Here is a 19,226-nt window from a genome sequence, read left to right as displayed (position 1 = left end):
TAGGGAAATGGAAGATGCGTAACAAGGGAACTAGGTGATGATGGTGTTCCTCCCGCTTTCCTTTGCACGGTAGAGCTTTTTGTCGGCCTCTTTCAGCAGGTCCTCGAGGGATTTCCCGGTGGAGAAGGAGGCCACGCCGGCGCTGATGGTGACGCGATACGAGGGGAGGGGAGAGGTACGGGCGATCTCATTCCCCAGCTTTGTGGCGATGAGTCCCGCTTCGGAGAGACGGGTCTCCGGACAGAGCACGAGAAACTCTTCGCCGCCCCAGCGACCGACGATGTCGGTGCTCCTCAGCTGGGTTCGGAGGGCCTCTGCGATCCATTTGAGTACTTCGTCCCCTTTGCCGTGGCCGAAGGTGTCGTTGATGGCCTTGAAATGATCCAGATCGATGAGGATGAGCGAAAAGGGGGAACCGTACCTGAGGGCCCGCTGATATTCCCTCGTGAGTTCCTCCTGGAGTTTCCTCCGGTTGAAGAGCGAGGTGAGGGGATCGGTGATGGAGAGGATCTCGAGGCGCGTGTTGAGGGCCTTGAGCGTCTGGTTCTTCCTGTAGAGTTCGGTTCGGGTGATCTGTTCGATTCCCTTCGCGATCTCCCCCACTTCGTTGTCCGGATAGTCCGCGAGGGGTACTCCCGGATCGCCGGAGATCACCCGCTCGAGGTCTGCCCGGAGGGTGGTGAGTGGTGTGATGATGTGCCCGGTGAGGAACCGGCTGGCGGCCCACCCGGAACCGGCGGCCAAGAGGGCCACGAGGAGGAATCCCGCGGCGATCTGACGGATGAGCGGGACGAGGATCTCCGACTTGTCGAGTACGGATATGACGACCCAACCCAGATCGGGGAGCACGGTGTAGTGGGCGAACTTCTCCACCCCCTCGAAGCGGTACTCGAATGGGGAGGAGGCCTCCGTGAAGGCCACCGGCGGCCGGATGACCTGCGAGAGATGCTTGCCGAGGAGTTCCTCCCGGTGATGGATGAGTATGATCCCTCCGGGGGTCACCACGTAGCTGTAGCCCGTGGTGTAGGGGGTGATGGTCTCTCTCAGGAATTCGGCCGCCCGCTCCATGGAGGCGTCGATGGATACCACTCCCACCCTGTTCCCTTCGTCGTCGATCAGTACCTTGCTGATGGAGACGAGCCATTCTCTGGTTTTTATCTCCCGGTAGGGGATGCCGGGAGAGAGGTCGGGGGCCGAATCGAGGGCGGCTGTGTACCAGGGGCGGACCCTCGGGTCGAATCCCGGGGGAGGATCGTAGTTGTTGATAACGAGGCTGCCGTCCTCATAGCCCGAGTAGACGTAGTGGATGTCAGGATTTGCGGCCTCGAGGGCGAGATAGAGCCCGAGGACTTCCTCTCTCTCCTTCGGATCGAGGTGGGGGAGGTTCCTCACCATGTCCTGGGAACTCAGAAACTCGGCGGTGCTCCTCACGGGGGTGAAGTAGGCCTTGAGGTAGTAGGCCGCGGCGAGGTTGCGCTGGGCCACCAGCTGACGGGCGAGCGTGATCCCTCTGGAGAAGAGGATCGAGGCGGTGAGGGATCCGTAGATGGTCACCCATCCTATGACGACGAGGAGTACAGTTCTGAATATGGTCCTCTGGAGGGAAGTGGAAGACATCGCTTTTGTTCCTTTCCATGTCAGCTACGTTGTATCGGTGCGCTCCCATCCGTGATCCCCTTCCATCCTCCTCAAAGTATAGTGCAGATGGAAGAAAAGTTCCGTACCTTGGAGGCGCAATCTCTGGAAGGGGAGTCCCGTGATCGGTGAGAGGCCCCCTTGCCTTTCGCCGGGCCTGGCCGTACAGTAGGGACGATGGGCAACCTCTTCTTCGTCAATCCTCTCGACGATGGGGTCTACCGGCGGAGGAGACGGCCCCGACCCGAGGAGGGGACCGATCCCCGCGGGGCCTACTTCAGGGACGCCACGGCGATCATCCACTCCTATCCCTTCCGGAGGCTCAAGCACAAGACCCAGGTCTTCTTCATCCCCGAGAACGACCACATCTGCACCAGGATCGAGCATGTGATGCACGTGGCGACCATCGCCGCCACTATCTGCAGGGCACTGGGGCTCGACAGCGACCTCGCTTGGGCTATAGGGGTGGGGCACGACCTCGGTCATGCGCCCTTCGGACACCTGGGTGAGGAGATCCTCGCCTCCTACATGCCGCGGGGTCGGACCTTCCACCACGAGCTCTACAGCCTCCGGGTGGTGGATCTGCTGGCCGGGTACGGGCAGGGGCTCAACCTCACCTATGCGGTGCGGGACGGCATCGTCCTCCACTGCGGGGAACGGTTCGAGCGAGAGATCCGGCCTGAGCAGAGAGAGCGCGTCCTCGAGTCGCTCGAAGATGTGGAGGGGTACCCTTCGACCTGGGAGGGGTGTGTGGTGCGGATGTCCGACAGGATCGCCTATGTGGGGAGGGATCTGGAGGATGCTCTCCAGCTCAGACTTATACGGCGGGATGAGGTACCGGCTGAGGCGCGGAGGGTGCTGGGGAGCACCAACAGCGAGATCATCAACACCCTGGTGAGGGATCTCATCGCCTACTCCATGGACCACGGGGTGGTCGGGTTCTCCGAGCCGGTCTACGAGGCATTCATGGTCCTCCTGGAGTTCAACTACCGCTCCATCTACCGGAGCCCACGGCTCACTTCTTTTCACGAGTACTTCGAGCGTATCCTCAGGACCCTCCACGACTACCTGGGCGAACTCTTCTCCCGGTACGGATGGGAGCTCGACCATTACGCACGGGAACACAATCGGCTCGCACGACAGTTCGGCGACTACGTGGGCAAGATGCGTGCTGTCTATGTGGAGCGGGGGGAGGAGGACTGGGTGGTCTTCGACTATATCGCGGGGATGACCGACGAGTTTGCCCTCAGGAGTGCCATGGAGGTGATGATGCCGCGGAGGTTTTCCCTCCTGTTCGAGGATGTGATAGAGGAGGAGGAATGAGGTTCATCGCCGATCTTCACACCCACTCGCGCTTCTCTCGGGGGACGAGCAAGTTCCTCACGGCCCAGCTCCTCGATGTGTGGGCGCGGGTGAAGGGGATCGCGGTGGTGGGGACGGGGGACTGCACCCACCCGGCATGGCGGAAGGAGCTTGCCGAGGTGCTCGAGCCTGCGGAAGAGGGGCTCTTCGTGCTGAGGCGTGAGGTGCTCCCCTCGCCGGCCGAGGCGGGGGAGCTCGCCTTTGCCCTGGAACGTCCTCCTACGCGTTTCGTGCTCTCGGGTGAGATCAGCACCATCTACAGTGCCGAGGGCTCGGACGGACGGCGGGTGCGGAAGGTGCACCACGTGGTGCTCTTTCCTTCGTTGGAGGCGGTGGAGCGGTTCGCACGGGCCCTGGAGCGGAGGGGGAACCTGGCCTCCGATGGGAGGCCCATCCTCGGGGTGGACAGTCGGGACCTCCTGGAGATGGCCCTCGAGGCCTGTCCCGAGGTGATCTTTGTGCCGGCGCACATCTGGACCCCGTGGTTTTCGGTGCTCGGTTCCAAGTCGGGGTTCGATTCGATCGAGGAGTGCTATCGCGATCTTGTGTCGGAGATCTTCGCGGTGGAGACCGGGCTCTCGTCCGATCCTCCCATGAACTGGCTCTGCTCGTTCCTCGACAGGTTCACCCTGGTTTCCAACTCGGATGCCCATTCGGCGGGGAATTTGGGGAGGGAGGCGAATCTCTTTGACACCGAGCTCTCGTTCACGGGTATCCGTGAGGCTCTCGAGACGCGAAGGGGGTTCCTGGGGACGGTGGAGTTCTTCCCCGAGGAGGGGAAGTACCACCTGGACGGACACCGCAAGTGCGGGGTGTGCCTCACTCCGGTGGAAACGCTGGAGAGGGGGGGACGGTGTCCTGTGTGCGGGAGGCCGCTCACAGTGGGGGTGATGAATCGGGTGGTGCAGCTGGCGGACCGGGACAGGATCGAGCCGGAGCGGTTTCCGCCGTTCTACTCGCTCGTGCCGCTCGATGAGATCGTGGCGGAGATCGAGGGGAAGGGGGTGCAGTCCAAGGCGGTGAGGGGTCGGTATCTGGAGGTGGTGCGGAGGTTGGGGGGTGAGCTGCAGGTGTTGCTCGAGGTGCCGGTGGAGGAGATCGCCCGGGTGGACGGCTGGGTGGCCGAGGGGGTGGCGGGGATGCGGGAGCGGCGGGTGTGGGTGAGGGAGGGGTTCGATGGGCAGTACGGGGTGGTGCGGGTGTTCCCCGAGGGGTGGAGGCCTGAAGGAGGGCTCTTCGGCGGGGATGAGGTGCCGGAGGTGCCGGTGCGGCCGTTCCTCGGGTTCGATCCCGGGATGCTCTCGCGGGTGAAGGGTGAGTCGGGGGGTGCGGAGGTGAGGGGGGGAGGGTTGACCGGGGCGCAGAGGGAGGTGGTGGAGGCGGGGAGGGAGCAGTTGTGTGTGGTGGCGGGGCCGGGGGCGGGGAAGACGAGGGTGCTGGTGGGGCGTGTGGCCCGGTTGGTGGAGCAGGGGGAGGGGGGGATCACGGTGCTCGCCTTCACGCGGAAGGCGGCCGAGGAGATACGGGAGCGGCTTCGCGGGGTGGCGGGGGGTGAGGGGGTGTGGGTGGGGACGTTCCACGCATGGGCCTACGAGTGTCTCGTGCGGTTCCACCGGGAGGCGGGGTACGGGGCGCCGCCTGTGGTGCTGGAGGGGGATGAGCGGAGGGTGGTGTGGGAGGAGGCGTGCAGGCGGGTGGGTGCGGGGAGGGTGGGGCTGGGGAGGGTGGAGCGGCTCAAGCGGGAGGGGAGGCGGCCGGAGGAGGTGGAGGGAGTGGTGGGGGAGGTGTGGCGGGTGTACGAGGGGTTGCTGGCGGAGCGGGGGGCCTGCGATGTGGATGATCTTCTCCTGCAGGCGGCCCGGCTCATCGAGGGGGTGGAGGGGGTACGGGAGTGGGTGAGGGGGCAGTGCCGGTGGGTCCTGGTGGATGAGGCGCAGGATCTCAATGCGGCGCAGTACGGGCTCCTCGTGCGGATGGCGCCCACGGGGGAGGGGGTGGTGTGTATGATAGGGGATCCTGCGCAGGCGATCTACGGGTTCCGCGGGGCCTCGGCCGGGTGGATGGGGCGGTTCGTGGAGGAGTATGGGGCGCGGGTGGTGCGGCTGGAAGAGAGTTTCCGCTGCCCGGCGGAGGTGTTGGAGGTGGCGGAGGGGGTGCTGGGTGAGGGGGTGGGGCGGAGGATGCGGGCGAGGGGAGGGGGGGGGAGGGTGAGTGCGTGGGAGTGTGCGAGCCCGGAGAGCGAGGCGGAGTTCATCGCGAGGCAGATCGAGCAGCGGTTGGGGGGGACGACGTTCTTCTCGTTCGACAGCGAGGTGGTGGAGGATGAGGGTGGGGTGGCGCCGGAGGAGATAGGGGTGCTGTGCCGCACCCACCTGGTGATGGATGTCCTGGAGGAGGCGTTCAGGAACCATGGGATCCCATACCGGCGGGTGGGGGAGGGGGTGCGGTTGTCGAGGGGGGCGCGGGAGCGCCTGGCGCGGGTGATGGGTGAGGGGGGTGTGTGGGAGCAGGCTGCAGGGGAGGTGGGGGGAGGAGTGGCGCGGGAGTGGGGGCTGGAGGGCGAGGATCTGCGGGTGTGGGAGGAGCTGGTGGGGAGGTTCCCGCACCTTCCGGTGCGGGAACTGGTGGCGGACTGCCTGGCGGGGGGGATGGAGGGGGTGGAGGGGAGGAAGGGGGAGGTCTCCCTCCTCTCCATGCACGCCGCCAAGGGCCTGGAGTTCGACGTGGTCTTCATCCCCGCCTGTGAGGCGGGCCTGGTCCCCTTCTCCCTGTTTCCCACCGAGGGCTCGGACGAGGAAGAGGAGCGTCGGCTCCTCTACGTGGCCCTCACCCGCGCGAAACGCGAGGTGGTCCTCACCATGGCGAGGCGGCGCACCCTGAAGGGGCGGTCCCTCTCCGGCGTCCCCTCCCCCTTCCTCGCCCACCTCCCCTGGCGCCCCGCACCCCTCCCCGACCGCGGCCCCCGCCAGTACACCCTCTTCTAGCCCTCTCCCCGGCCCCCTCTCCCCTCCCGCACCTTCCCCACCACCCCCCGCACCAGCCGCACCCACCCCTTCACCCGCTCCCACACCCCCCTCCCGTACAGCGCCCGCAGCCCGGCCCCCAGCGTCCCGAAGCTCCCCTCGCCGTACGGATGCCACCACACCTGCTTCGGCAGGCGGGAGAGCACATCGTCCACCAGCACCTTGAGGCGCACCATCTCCTCGAACCCCCGCCTCCCATGCGTCCACCCCAGCCCCGAATCCTTCCACCCACCCCACGGCGCCTGCGGCAGGCCGTGACTCATCAGGTGATCGTTCACCGTCACCACACCCGCCTCCAGCATCCGGGCGATGCGCAGCGCCTTCCGCCTGTCCCTGCTCCACACCGACGCCGTGAGCCCCATACCCCCCTCGTTCGCCAGCCGCACCCCCTCCTCCACGCTCCCCACCCGCATCACCCCCACCACCGGCCCGAACGTCTCCTCGCGCATCACCCGCATCGAGTGATCCACCTCCACCAGCACCGTAGGCGGCACGGAAAGAGGATGCCCGGCCCAGGGCTCGGGGATCCCCTTCCGGTAGTACACCCGCGCCCCCCTCGCGAGCGCATCCTCCACGTGCTCCCTCACCACCCGCGCCTGCTCCTCCGTGCTCAGCCCCGCGAGATCGTTCTCCACCCTCCCGTCCAGCCCGTAGCGCAGCCCCTCCAGCACCCCCGCGAGCCGCTCCAGGAAGGCCTCGTACACCCCCTCCTGCACGTACACACGCTCCACCCCGCCGCACGACTGCCCCGCGTTCTGGAACCCCGCCCACGCGATCCCCCACGCCGCACGATCCAGGTCCGCATCCTCGAGCACCAGGGCCGGATCGTTCCCCCCCAGCTCGAGCACCACCGGCACGAGCCTCGCCCCTGCCCGCTCGGCCAGCCGCCTCCCCACCGCCACCGACCCCGTGAAGCACAACTTGTCCACACCCCCCTGCCCCAGGAAGCACTCCTCCGCCACCCTCCCCGGCACATTCACCAGCGAGAAGAGCCCTTCCGGCAGATCCGCACGCTCGAAGCACCCGGCGAGCCTGTGCGCCACGAGCTGGCTTATCGAAGCCGTCTTGAGCACCACCCCGTTACCCGCAAGGAGGGCGCACACCACCTCGGAGAACGGGATCGCGAACGGGTAGTTCCACGGAGAGATCACCCCCACCACACCCCACGGCTCCCTGGTGATCCGCACCCGCTTGTGCGCCAGGATCACCGACGCGCCCCCCGGCCGCTCGTCCTTGAGCCAACGCGGGGCCATCCTGCAGTAGTAGGTGAGGGCCACCGCCGCCGGAAACACCTCCGTCGCCATCGCATCGGTCGGCACCTTCCCGTTCTCGCGGCTTATCGCCAGGGCGATCGCCTCCCCCTCCTCCACCAGCACCTCCCGCACCCTGAGGAGCCTCCGCGCCCGCTCCCGGGGCGGCACCGACCTCCACACCCGCGAGGCCTCCCGCGCCCGCGCGATCGCCTCGCGCACCTCCTCGCTCGTGTGCACCGGAAACCTCCCCAACTCCTCCCCGGTATACGGATCACGGGACACCGTGTACGTCCTGTTCACGAGGTCCTCCTTCCCACGAACGTATCCATGCTGGTATGCACCCCGAGCACATCGGCCATCGCATCGAGCACCCGCACCCCGAGGAGCCTGAAGAACCACACACTCCGCACCACCGGAGGCAGTACCACGAGGGGCCTGTTCTTCTTGATGGCCTTGAAGATCCGTGCCACCACGTACTCGGGCTCGAGGAGGGGAAGCATCCACGGGACACGGGTCTTCACGCCCTCGAACATCCCGGTCTTCGCATAGTAGGGCGCCACGATCGTGGTCTTGATGCGAAGCCCCTCCTTCTTGAACTCCATACGGAGGGCCTCGGTGAATCCGAACACCGCGAACTTCGAGGCGCAGTAGTCGGCGAGCCTCCGCACCCCGATGATACCCGCAGCAGAGGAGATCGTCACGATGTGCCCCCGGTTCCGGGCGATCATCTCCTCCAGAAAGGCCTTCACCAGCCAGAAGTGCGCCAGGGTGTTCACCGCGAACGTGGCCTCGATCTTCTCCACCGGCGCCTCCCGGAACGAGGTGCCCGTCACGACCCCTGCGTTGTTCACCAGGATGTCCACCGCCCCGGCCTCGGCCTTGATACGCTCGGCCGTACGGAAGATCTCATCCCGAGAGGAGAGATCCACCACGTAGGGAAAGACCCTCACCCCGTACCCCCTGCACGAAGCCGCAGCCTCCTCGAGCCCCGCCGCGTCCCTGTCCAGGAGCACCAGGTGTCCGCCTTCTCTCGCCACCCTCACTGCGAAGAGACGTCCGAACCCGGAGGCCGCCCCCGTGATGAGCGTACGCGCTCCCCCTATCTCTGACATGAGCCCCTCCTCAGTAAAGAAGAACGGCACAGTATACCATACCGTACGCTCGAGTGGTATCTCTTTCGTTTACCACCAACGCCGCTCTTCCCCTTGCCATATCTTCACCTTCGGGCTAGTCTTGCGTGCGTAGACCACACACCCAAAGGAGCCGGTATGTCGCGAGAACCCGGACGAGAGACCATCCCCGACAACTTCATAGACGACATCATCCGAAAGGACCTGGAGACCGGGTGGTGTGCCACGGTCCGTACTCGCTTCCCCCCCGAGCCGAACGGCTATCTCCACATAGGCCATGCGAAGTCCATCGTCCTCAACTTCTCCCTCGCCGAGAAGTACGGGGGCACCTGCAACCTCAGGTTCGACGACACCAATCCCGAGAAGGAGACCGAGGAGTACGTGCGGGCCATCATGGAGGACGTCCGTTGGCTCGGCTTCGACTGGGGGGACAGGCTCTACTTCGCCTCCGACTACTTCGACCGCATGTACGAGCTCGCGGTCCGGCTCATCAAAGTGGGCAAGGCCTACGTGGATCATTCGACCCCTGAGGAGATAAGCAGGATGCGAGGGGTGCCCACCGAACCTGGTATCCCGAGCCCGTATCGCGACCGGAGCGTGGAGGAGAACCTCGAGCTCTTCGAGAAGATGCGCAGGGGCGAGTTCGAGGAGGGGGAATGCGTCCTGCGGGCCAAGATCGACATGTCCTCTCCCAACATGCACCTTCGTGACCCTGTGATGTACCGTATCAAGAAGGTCTCCCACTACCGTCAGGGCGACAGATGGTGCATCTATCCCACCTACGACTGGGCGCACGGGCTCGAGGACGCCTTCGAGGGCATCACTCACTCCATCTGTACCCTCGAGTTCGAGGTGCACAGGCCGCTCTACGACTGGTTCCTCGACCAGCTCCCGGACATCCCGCATCCCAAACAGATAGAGTTCGCCCGTCTCAACCTCACCCACACCGTGATGAGCAAACGCCTCCTCACCCAGCTCGTGCAGGAAGGCTACGTCGACGGGTGGGACGATCCCCGCCTCCCCACCATCGCGGGCTTGAGGCGTCGAGGGTTCACCCCTTCGAGCATCCGCACCTTCTGCTACCGCATAGGGGTGTCGAAGGTCGAAAGCGTGGTGGACATGGCCTTCCTCGAGGCCGTGATCCGAGAGGAGCTCAACAAGACCGCGCCCCGACGCATGGCCGTGCTCGAGCCGGTGAAGCTGGTGATCACCAACTATCCGGAAGACGAGGTGGAATGGCTCGAGGCCGAGAACAACCCCGAGGATCCTTCCGCCGGTACCAGACTCGTTCCCTTCTGTCGTGAGCTCTACATCGAGCGCGAGGACTTCATGGAGGATCCGCCACCGAAATACTACCGCCTCGCCCCCGGGAGGGAGGTGCGGCTCAAGCACGCCTACATCGTGAAGTGCGAGGAGGTGGTGAAGGACGAGCAGGGCAACATCGTAGAGATACGCTGTACGTATGATCCCGAGACCAGGAGCGGAGGACGGAGAAGCGACCGGAAGGTGAAAGCCACCCTCCACTGGGTCTCGGCTCGCCATGGGTTCAGGGCCCAGGTCCGCCTCTACGACAGGCTCTTCACCAAAGAGGACCCCACCGATGTGGAGGAGGGGAAGACCTTCCTGGACTACATCAACCCCGATTCCCTCGTGATACTGGAAGATGCGGTGCTCGAGCCCTCACTCGAAGACGCGAAGGCGGGAGAACACTACCAGTTTCTCAGGAAGGGGTACTTCTGTCTCGACTCCAGGTACTCCGCTCCCGGGCATCTCGTCTTCAACCGCACCGTCACCCTCAAGGACGAGTGGGAGCGCATCAAGCGACGCATGGAGCAGGAGAAGCGCTGACCTCGTACGGCCGGGCCCGGAGCCCGGCCTTGATCATCCAAGGGAGTAGTGCTTCCTGATGGGATGCGTTACGTCCCACACGCATGAGAGCCCTCTGGGAAACTTCACGAAGTCGCCCGCCTTGATCTCCACCTTCTTCCCATCGGACGTCTCCACAATGACCCGGCCTTCGAGGATGAGGCACTCCTCGTCCTTCTCGTACGTCCAGGGGAACCGCTCCACCCCGCAGGTCCACACAGGCCACGAGCGGATCCCCCGCCGTTCTATCTCCTCTTCTGTGAGCCTCTTCACCTCTATCTCCATGTCCTCCTCCGTACAGGGATCTGTTCGATATGGTGCCGACCGTTCCTTTTCTCTGCAAGGGGTGTTCGATGGGACGGTCCATGGGTATCTTCTCTAGTGGAGGACGTACGATGCCCAGGGACATGGTCGCAAGAGAAAAGATGCTCCTCTTTTTCAAGAGTGCAGGTCTCCTCGCCCTCCTCGCCGTCCTCCTCTACCTCTCGGCCCGCACCATCTTGGGGCTCTCCGGACTCGGACTCTTCCTCATCGGAGGGCTCATCTACCTCATGGTACGCCTGTCGGGAGACGCCTACTTCATCCCGGCGAATGCGCGGCCGCTCTCCCGCTGGGAGGCCCCCGAGGTCTATCGCCTCCTCGACCTCCTCTCCGAACGGGCGGGCATCCCCCAGGTCCCTCAGCTCTACCTCGTCCCTTCGCCTCTCATGAACGCCCTCACCACAGGCCCTGCGGAGCGGCCCGTCATCGTAGTCACCGACACCCTGCTCTCTTCACTTCCCCCACGCGAACTCGCCGGCGTACTCGCGCACGAGATCGCGCACATCCGCAACGGAGACCTCACCCTCTTCAGGATGGTCGAGATCGTTCGACAGTTCACCGAGATGGTCTCCCAGGCCGGATGGGTCCTCCTCGTCTTCTTCTTCTTCCCCTTCCTCCTCTTCGCCCGTCAGGTGCAACCCTTGAGTTTCTTCCTCTTCATGGTGGCCTCGCCCATCCTGAGCCTGCTCCTCGCCCTCGCGCTCCAGCGCACCCGCGAGTTCCAGGCCGACCTCACCGCCGCGGAGCTCACCGGAGACCCCCAGGGGCTTGCGATGGCCCTCTACCGCATCACGAGCCCTCGCTACGACATCCTTGGGGCCCTCTTCCCCTTCGGCCGCAGTCTCAGACGACTCGAGCGGGAGCACTCGCTCTTCCTCTCACACCCGCCCACCGAGGAGCGGATCAGGAGGCTCCTCTCGTTGCGTGCGTGATCAGCCGTCCTTGGGACCTTCACCCGGTCCTCCGTCCTCCTCGTCCACACCCTCGCCCGTGACCGGGAAGGCCTTGATCTTAGGCCCGCGGGTCTTCTTCTCGTCGAGTTCCTCGATGAGGGTCACCTTCTGGAAAGGGAACATGAGGTGGTGGGCGTCACCGATGAGTTTACGCACCTCGTCGGCCTGAGGGTTGATGATGAGGGAACTCTCTTCGGGAAGGAGGATGTCCTTGATCGAGACGAAGTAGGGGTGGGTGAGGTCGAGACTCCTGGCCTCTATCACCAGCTCCTTGTCCTTCCACTGGATGTGCACCCTGTAGATCGACACGCTCACGCTCCTTCACCTGTCGGTCTTCGCATGGCTGGGAGTACAGCATACGTATAAATCGGTCTCTTGTACAAGACCAGATCACACCTGCAATTGTATACGTGATTCGAATGATGTATAGTGCTGAGCTATGAGGACGCAGTATCTCACCCCCCAGGAACGAAGGAAGGGGAGATGGGCCTACCTGCAGGGCTCCCTCTTCAACGGTCTCGGTTTCTCCTTCCTGGGGTCCACCGTCATCTCGTTGCTCGCCATCTCCTATGGCGCCACCAACCTGGAGCTCGGGTACCTCTCCTCCGTGATCAACGTGGCGGGGCTCGCGCTCCTCTTCGTCCCCCGTCTTCTCGAGGGACTTCCCATGGGGAAGGTGTGGGCGGTGGCGTGGTGGATTCGGGGGGCCACCGGTCTCGGGTACTGGTTCCTCCTCCTCACTTCCGGAAGGGGGGCGGTCCTCCTCATCCTCGTGCTCTATACCCTCTTCTGCGTCGCCCGGATAGTCGGGATCGCGATGCAGGAGACGGTCCAGAAGAGGGTGGCTCCGAGTCACGAGCTGGGTGAGTTCATCTCCTCCCTCAATATCCGTTTCCAGATCACCGGGGCCCTCTCACAGGTCATCAGTTTCGTGGCCGTCACCTACCTCCCGTTCCCGCACCCGTATGAGCTCCTCTTCCTCCTCAGCCTCGGGGTGGTGATGAACTCCCTCGCAGCGTACTACTACTGGCAGGTCCCCTCCCGGGATCGGATCCAGCGTCCTCCCGGTACCTCCGGGTTGTGGGAGGCCGCTCGCTACGCATTCAGCAGGGAGGTACGGAGGAGGACGAGTATCAGATGGGTGGCCTCCATCGTCTTCACCCTGCAGGGAATGATCGTTCCTTTCCTGAGGAAGGTCCTCCTCTTCTCGCAGGGTACGGTCTTCCTCTATTCCCTTGCCTCCTTCGTGGTTTCGGCCCTCGCGGGGATGCTGATGATCCCGTTCGTCGACAGGATGGGGGCTCGTCCCCTCCTCATCCTCGGTACGTCCGGGGCGGCGGTGTGTGTACTCCTCTTCGTGTTCATGCCGCTCTCGGCACCGGTGTGGGCGTTTTTCCTCGTCGGCATGGCGTTTCAGTTTTTCGTGGGCGTGGTGGGGCTTTTCGTGAGCAAGATCAGCATCCAGATGATCCCCGACGGGAACACCGCAGGATTCTCCTCGTTCATGACGGCCTCCACCGCGCTCACCGCCCTGGGCAGCGGCTTCCTCGCGGGAGTGCTTTCCGACCTCTCCGGGACCGTGCCCGGGACCGACGGGTTCGACCTCGTGTTCCTCGCCATGGGTGCGGGGCTTTTCACCCTCGTCTTCCTCGCGGCCGGACTCGAGGAGGGAGGAGGGATGAGCGTGCGGGACGTCCTTTCCATCCTCTTCTCCACCCGCAACCTCAGGGTATTCCTCGCGAGCCATGCCCTCGTGGAGGAGAAGGACCCCCAGCAGAAGCAGGTGCTCCTCTTCAGGATCACCCAGGATCCCGGCCCGCTTGCGGACAGGACCCTCAGGGACCTCCTCCTCTCTCCCTTCTCTCCCGAGAAGAAGCAGATCCTCCTCGCCCTCTTCGAGCATCCCCGGCCCTCGCTCTTGCCGTACATCCTCAAGGAAGCCGCCGACCCCGATTCCTACGTGAGGGAGGAGGCCCTCTTCGCCCTGGGGGCCTATCCGGGAGAGGAGACCCGAAAGCTCCTCGAGGAGGTCTGCAGGAACGATCACCTGCGGCCCGCCTCGGTCGCGGCCAAGTCGCTCGCCCGGATCGGGGAGAAGGGGCTCCTCCCCCTGGTGGAGTACCGTTTGAGGGAACAGCGTGAGTTCATGGACCCGGTGAGCCTCCTCAACTATGTCATCGCCTGGATCCTCATGGGGCCCCGAGAGTTCGATCTCTTCTTCCAGATCCCGTCGGGGCGGTCGCAGGGGTTTCTCCAGACGTACCACTCCCTCCTGGCCGACTTGTTGGACGGTGAACCCCCTCTGTCCCTTGTCTATCAGAGGGAGAACCGGAGGAAAGGGGCGGGACTTTCCCTGCTTCTGGACGAGGCGCGTCACCTCGATGTCTTCTTGAAGGCACGCAAGGATCTGCGCACCTTGTGGGAGGAGGGGAGGTTCGCCGATCTCGGTGCGTGGACGTCGCAGGTGCTCGCGGGGGTGCCTACCTCCCGGCTTACCCCGGTGCTCGGGAGACTCGCAGACCTCGTGAAGGAGGCACCCGTCCCCGAAGGACGGGCCGAGGCCCTCGCCCTGCTCTACTGGTGCTACACGATCCTCTCCCGGGTCGCGTTTCAGGAGGACGAGGCTTCCTCCGGCGTCGAGTCCCCGAGGACGTCGGAAGAGGCGAGTGCCTCCAGATAGGGGGAGGGGTCTTTCCAGAAGACTTCCTCGAGCTCCTTGTGGTGAGGGATCCGTCTCCTCAACCACGAGAGGAGGAGGGCCTCCTGCTCGGAGGACGTGAGCTTCCACGGGATATCGGTCTTCCTGAGCCGCTGGACCACGTTATGGAGCACGATTCCTGCCGTCACCGAGATGTTGAGGCTCTCCACGAACCCGTACATGGGGATGGTGAGGTATTCGTCTGCCGCTTCGAGCACGGCGTCACTGAGACCCGGAAGCTCGCCTCCGAAGAAGAACGCGCACTTTCCCCGTGTGACATCGAACTCGTCTACGGGAGTGGGGGTGCGGTGCGGGGTGGTGGCGATGATGCGGTAGCCTTCCTCCCTGAGGCGGCTGACCGCCATTCGAGGATCCCGGTATCGATGGAGCGAGAGCCACCGGGCGGTGCCCATGGACACCCCTTTCGACGGAGTGAAGGGGACGGCATCCTCCACGATGTGCACATCCTGTAGACCCATGGCCTCTGCGCTCCTTAAGACCGCATTGGCATTGTGCGGATGGTAGATGTTTTCGAGGGCGACGGTTACGTATCGGGTCCGCTCTTTCACCACCTCCTGCATCCTGCGGAACCTCCTCGGCGTCACCCACCGCGAGAGGTAGAGGATGAGTGCCCTCCTGTAACGGTCATCGACGTGCACCATGGGGCTCAAGTATAGCCGATGTGCGCGGAATGTAAACCCGGTCGGCCGCCTCACCGCGTCACGAGCGGCACGAACCTGAAGTAGCCGTGGGTGGATGTGTGGAACGCGCCGCCCTCGCGGAGGATGCGGGTCATGACCGACGTGCCCCCGCCCACGTGTACAGGGATGACGAGGATTCCCCCCTCTCCGAGCTGCGAGAGCAGGGTGGAAGGCGTCTCCTCGGCTGCGGCTGTCACGACGATGCGGTCGAAGGGCGCCTCTTCCGGGAGCCCCTTCGAGCCGTCACCGAGCATGAAGTTGATCTCGGTGTACCCCGTCCGTTCGAGGTTGGCCTTTCCCATCCGGTACACCTCGGGGTGGATCTCCATCGAGTACAGGTCTCCCGTGCGGTCCATCACCTCCCACATGACAGCGGCGTTGTAGCCCGAGCCTCCCCCTACCTCCAGGACTTTGAGTCCGGGTCGAAGCTCGAGGAGCTGGATCATGAAGGCAACGGTGTAGGGCTGACTTATCGTCTGTCCCCAGCCTATCTCGAGGGGGATGTTCTCGTAGGCGTACTGTCGTTGCGCAGGGGGCACGAACTCCTCTCGTGGGACCTTGTCGATGGCGTCGAGGATCCTCCGGTCGTGTATTCCTTCACGCTCGAGGAGACGGATGAGGACATCTTTTTCCATACTATAGTTATAGTTCAAATATGGCGGGAAGGGAACGGGACCCGCCGTGTGGGCGAATAGCCAATGATATTTTTAAAGAGGGTTTATTTTTCTTGACAGCGTAGAAGGGCATGGTATAATCGAATGAGAAGGACGATCTGTTGACAAGTCGTCCCCTCGATAGGATGACCTATCGTATCACGCATATGGTTTTCGGGGAAAGGAGATGGTGTGAAGCTTACGATCGTCGGTGCAGGAAGCGTTCGGTATGCGCTCCAGCTTGTAGGAGATCTGGCGAAGACCGAGGAGCTTTCGAAAAAGGGTCCTGTGGTGAGCCTCATGGACATAAACGAGGAACGGCTCAAGGCCACCGAGATCCTCGCCCGCAGGTACATGGAAGAGCTTGAGGTCCCGGTGAAGATCGAGGCCACCACTTCGCTCGAAGCGGCGGTGGAAGGCGCGGACTATGTGATCAACACGGCCCTCGCCTATCCCCGTCCCGAGGGGGCCGATGGGTTCGCCGCCTACGAGAAGGTGGTGGAGATCTCCGAGCGACACGGCTACTACCGGGGGATCGACGCACAGGAGTTCAACTTCGTCTCCACGTATACGTACGTCTTCTGCAGTTACTACGATCTCACATTGGCCCTCAACGTGGCCCGGACCATGGAGAAGTACGCCCCCGAGGGCTGGATCCTCCAGACCGGAAACCCGGTCTTCGAGATCACCCAGCTCCTCACGCGCGAGACGCCGGTGAAGACCGTAGGGTTCTGCCACGGCCACGGCGGGGTCCACGAGGTGTGCGAGCAGCTGGGGCTGCCGTACGAGGAGGTGGACTGGCAGGTGGCGGGGGTGAACCACGGGATATGGCTCAACAGGCTGCGCCACCGGGGGGAGGATGCCTATCCTCTGTTGGATCGATGGATAGAGGAGAAGGGCCCCTCGTGGGAGTCGCGGAGCCCCTGGGACGTGCAGATGAGCCCTGCGGTGATGGACATGTACCGGTTCTACGGCATGCTCCCCATAGGGGACACCTGCCGGAACGGCTCCTGGAAGTACAACTACGACCTCGCCACCAAGAAACGCTGGTACGGGAGGTTCGGGGGCATAGACAACGAGGTGGAGCGGCCCAAGTTCCACGAGCAGCTGAGGGAGGGGAAGCGCAAGATGCTTGAGCTTGCGGCCGAGGTGGCCGCCGACCCCTCCATCCGGCTCACCGAGCGGTGGCCCCGCCTTTTCTCCAGGGAGAGGAGGAGCGGCGAACAGCAGATACCCTTCGTCCAGGCCCTCGAGTGCGGCACGCCCCAGCGGCTCGTGCTCAACATGCCCAACAGGGGTGTCATAGAGGGTATTCCGGACGATGTGGTGGTGGAACTACCTGCACGCGTGGATGGAGAAGGACTCCACCCCGAGAGGATCGAGCCCGACCTCACCCCGCGCATCAAGAAGATGTACCTCTGGCCGCGCATCCTCCGCATGGAGTGGGCCCTCGAGGCCTACCTCTCCCGGGACATCCGTGTCTTCGAGGAGATCCTGGTGAGGGATCCCCGCACCAGGTCGTTCGAACAGGTGCAGGCCGTTCTTCGTGACATCTGGGCGTTGCCCTTCCACGAAGAACTGAGACAAAACTTTCCCATGGGAGGTACGACATGAAACGTGCGTTGAGCGTGCTCGGGATCATCCTGGGCGTCATGGTGGTCCTCTTCCTCGCAGGCTGTGAGGAAGCAGGTGCAGGAGGAGGGGCTGAGCCCACGCCCACGCCTACTCCACTGTCCGGTATTTCATGGGACTTTGAGGATGGCACTACTCAGGGATGGCAAGGGAATGGTGGTGCTACCGTGGAAGCATCCACTGAGCAGGCAGCTGGGGGAACCACCTATTCCCTGAAAATTACGACCGGAGATGCAGGATGGAAGACTGCGTGGTACTATGACATCGAGAACTATATCCAGGCTGATCAGTCCTACCACTACGCAGTGTGGGTCTATCAGGAGACAGGATCCGACCAACAGTTTACCCTCACGTTGAAGTCCTCTGATGGTTCGAATGAGTTTTATAACTCGGTCTTCTATCAGCAGACGGTGCCTTCCGGAGCCTGGACACTCCTCGAAGCGGATTTCTCGCTCGAGAGTGCCACGAAGGGACAACCCACCGATTTGTATATTGAATCCGTTACTCCTTCCATCACCTTCTACGTGGACGAAATCGACATCTCTCCCGTGACTCAGTAAGTCCCTGATGATGGGTATGAAAGAATGGGTATGAAAGAAGAGGGGAGGCTCCCGCCTCCCCTCTCTTATTGGTGTGTTCCTTTTTCTCACCAGTAGAACTTTATCCTCATGTACAGGTTGCCCACCTTGTCGCCCTCGTCGTTGGTGAACACACCCACCGTGCCCTGGGCCGCGTACATGTCCTGTCCGTTCTGGGTGTAGTTGTAGCCCAGGTACATGGCAACCGCACCGAACTCCTGCTTCACGCCATACTCATAGGACATCTGTCTCTCGTACTGGCCGCCGTTGTCCTCGGTGTCGAGGAGGTCGTCGTAGCGCACACCGCCGTAGATGGTGGTCTTGGTGGCGCTGATGCTCAGCCCCCCATCGACCGCGAGCTTGTGCACGTTGGTGGTATCCCCCTCGGCGGGCATGGTGGTGGCAAGCCCGTACCAGGCGCCCAGATACGCGGTGCCGAGACCTGAGAGGTAGAGGGAGGGCTTGATGCCCACGAAGAGTGCGTTGTCCGCCTCTTTGGTGTCGGTGTTGGTCTTGTAGTCCTCACCCAGGAATCCCGCGAGCGTCACCGGACCCAGCATCATCTTGAGGTTGAGCCTTCCTCCTCCGGCCATGAGGTATCCCTCACCCCGGAAGTTCACATCGCCCTTGAGGGAGACGAGCCCCAGGGCGAACTCCCCGAAGGTGATCTCGGCGAGCATGGGGATGCGTTTCTCCTCACCGTCGGGCCCCACCCGGTTGATCATGGGCGACAGCCCGTAGCGGAGAGTGAGTTTACCACCCATGAGTCCCACCCTCAGGTCGAGTACGCCGAAGCGGTCCCAGCGGCTGTAGAGGTGACCGACCCCGTAGCCGCTCCAGCGGCCGGTGCTCCATCCGGTGAGGTTGCTGTAGCGATCGCTCACCGCCAGAGGACCGTACCCGCTCACGAGTGTGAGCGTGAAGGGGAGATCGGAAAGCCCGAAAGGCCCCAGGATATCGGTGGTGAGGAAGAACTCCGAGATGCCCAGGTCGAATGGAAACGAAGTGGCGGTGATCTCGGTGTCGTACCAGTCGTCGTACTCCAGCGTGAGGGAATACGAATTGTACTCGTCGATAGTACCGTCGAGCTTCACGATCGACCAGTCGAGCTTTGCGGTGGAGGAGCCATCCTTTGCGATGCCGGGAATCCCCACTCCGAATCCCAGGTCCATGGTGGCGGTGATCTTGTAGTCGCCAGCGGTCAGCGGGGTGGCCAGCGCTACGAGGAGCAGCACTAACCATAGTCTTTTACTGTTCATAGAAACCTCCTCATGGTATGGGGTATGCTGCAGATCGACTCTGCAGAGAAATTATAAATTGACTTTCGAAACATGTAAAGAAAAATTTTTAGTCAGGATGCTATTTCCCTTGACACATGAACATGGTGTGGTATAATCGAGAGGATGGGTTGTGGGGACAGG

General features: G+C 63.3%; 15 protein-coding genes. 7 read left to right on the top strand and 8 right to left on the bottom strand.

All coding sequences use genetic code 11. The features are described 5' to 3' along the window. Positions 1–30 precede the first annotated feature (30 nt). Positions 31–1,617 (bottom strand): sensor domain-containing diguanylate cyclase, encoded by a 1,587-nt coding sequence (locus STHERM_RS07010; RefSeq protein ID WP_013314191.1) that lies wholly within the window; start codon positions 1,615–1,617, stop codon positions 31–33. 195 nt (positions 1,618–1,812) lie between these two features. On the opposite strand from STHERM_RS07010, the gene STHERM_RS07005 reads away from it, so the two are divergent. Beyond that, positions 1,813–2,958, top strand: coding sequence for a deoxyguanosinetriphosphate triphosphohydrolase family protein (locus STHERM_RS07005; protein WP_013314190.1), 1,146 nt, complete (start codon positions 1,813–1,815; stop codon positions 2,956–2,958). Further along, positions 2,955–5,981, top strand: a complete 3,027-nt coding sequence (locus tag STHERM_RS12675) for a UvrD-helicase domain-containing protein (RefSeq protein WP_013314189.1) — start codon at positions 2,955–2,957, stop codon at positions 5,979–5,981. The genes STHERM_RS07005 and STHERM_RS12675 overlap by 4 nt, the downstream gene beginning before the upstream one ends. Here STHERM_RS12675 and STHERM_RS06995 read toward each other — a convergent pair. Further along, entirely contained in the window at positions 5,978–7,573 is a 1,596-nt protein-coding gene (locus tag STHERM_RS06995; protein WP_013314188.1) for an aldehyde dehydrogenase family protein, read from the bottom strand. The two genes, STHERM_RS12675 and STHERM_RS06995, sit on opposite strands and share 4 nt — an antisense overlap. Beyond that, the gene (locus STHERM_RS06990) at positions 7,570–8,385 is read right to left on the bottom strand and encodes an SDR family oxidoreductase (RefSeq protein ID WP_013314187.1); all 816 of its coding nucleotides are present in this window, start codon (positions 8,383–8,385) and stop codon (positions 7,570–7,572) included. Before STHERM_RS06990 ends, STHERM_RS06995 begins: the two co-directional genes overlap by 4 nt. A gap of 156 nt (positions 8,386–8,541) precedes the next feature. Here STHERM_RS06990 and STHERM_RS06985 point away from each other — a divergent pair, with 156 nt between their 5' ends. Then, entirely contained in the window at positions 8,542–10,251 is a 1,710-nt protein-coding gene (locus tag STHERM_RS06985; protein ID WP_013314186.1) for a glutamine--tRNA ligase/YqeY domain fusion protein, read from the top strand. A 33-nt stretch (positions 10,252–10,284) separates the two neighbouring features. Here the strand turns inward: STHERM_RS06985 and STHERM_RS06980 are convergent, their stop codons facing one another. Further along, a complete protein-coding gene (locus STHERM_RS06980; protein WP_013314185.1) occupies positions 10,285–10,554 on the bottom strand; it encodes a cupin domain-containing protein in 270 nt (89 codons plus the stop codon). A gap of 110 nt (positions 10,555–10,664) precedes the next feature. On the opposite strand from STHERM_RS06980, the gene STHERM_RS06975 reads away from it, so the two are divergent. Continuing rightward, positions 10,665–11,522 carry a zinc metalloprotease HtpX gene (locus STHERM_RS06975; RefSeq protein WP_041623404.1) on the top strand — a complete coding sequence of 286 codons (858 nt, stop codon included), beginning with the start codon at positions 10,665–10,667 and terminating at the stop codon, positions 11,520–11,522. Here the strand turns inward: STHERM_RS06975 and STHERM_RS06970 are convergent, their stop codons facing one another. Next, the gene (locus STHERM_RS06970) at positions 11,523–11,852 is read right to left on the bottom strand and encodes a DUF1820 family protein (RefSeq protein WP_041623403.1); all 330 of its coding nucleotides are present in this window, start codon (positions 11,850–11,852) and stop codon (positions 11,523–11,525) included. It abuts the gene before it with no gap. 130 nt (positions 11,853–11,982) lie between these two features. Here STHERM_RS06970 and STHERM_RS06965 point away from each other — a divergent pair, with 130 nt between their 5' ends. Further along, on the top strand, positions 11,983–14,223 hold the full coding sequence (locus tag STHERM_RS06965; protein WP_013314182.1) for an MFS transporter: 2,241 nt from the start codon (positions 11,983–11,985) through the stop codon (positions 14,221–14,223). Here the strand turns inward: STHERM_RS06965 and STHERM_RS06960 are convergent. After that, complete coding sequence (locus STHERM_RS06960) at positions 14,154–14,903, bottom strand: TrmH family RNA methyltransferase (RefSeq protein ID WP_013314181.1); 750 nt, start codon at positions 14,901–14,903, stop codon at positions 14,154–14,156. The genes STHERM_RS06965 and STHERM_RS06960 overlap by 70 nt on opposite strands. A gap of 50 nt (positions 14,904–14,953) precedes the next feature. Further along, on the bottom strand, positions 14,954–15,577 hold the full coding sequence (locus STHERM_RS06955) for a protein-L-isoaspartate(D-aspartate) O-methyltransferase (protein ID WP_013314180.1): 624 nt from the start codon (positions 15,575–15,577) through the stop codon (positions 14,954–14,956). Between the two features lie 210 nt (positions 15,578–15,787). Between STHERM_RS06955 and aglA the strand changes: the two genes are divergently transcribed. Both aglA and STHERM_RS11335 read left to right on the top strand, forming a co-directional pair. Beyond that, positions 15,788–17,209 (top strand): alpha-glucosidase AglA, encoded by a 1,422-nt coding sequence (gene aglA, locus STHERM_RS06950; protein WP_013314179.1) that lies wholly within the window; start codon positions 15,788–15,790, stop codon positions 17,207–17,209. Next, entirely contained in the window at positions 17,206–17,787 is a 582-nt protein-coding gene (locus STHERM_RS11335) for a carbohydrate binding domain-containing protein (protein ID WP_013314178.1), read from the top strand. Before aglA ends, STHERM_RS11335 begins: the two co-directional genes overlap by 4 nt. An 86-nt stretch (positions 17,788–17,873) precedes the next feature. On the opposite strand, the gene STHERM_RS06940 is transcribed toward STHERM_RS11335, so the two are convergent. Further along, on the bottom strand, positions 17,874–19,064 hold the full coding sequence (locus tag STHERM_RS06940) for a hypothetical protein (RefSeq protein ID WP_013314177.1): 1,191 nt from the start codon (positions 19,062–19,064) through the stop codon (positions 17,874–17,876). Between the last annotated feature and the right edge of the window lie 162 nt (positions 19,065–19,226).

Source organism: Spirochaeta thermophila DSM 6192 (genome assembly GCF_000147075.1).
Taxonomy (GTDB): Bacteria; Spirochaetota; Spirochaetia; order Winmispirales; family Winmispiraceae; genus Winmispira; species Winmispira thermophila_A.
The sequence above is the reverse complement of the archived record's forward strand: the minus strand, read 5'-3'. Positions and strand labels throughout refer to the sequence as shown.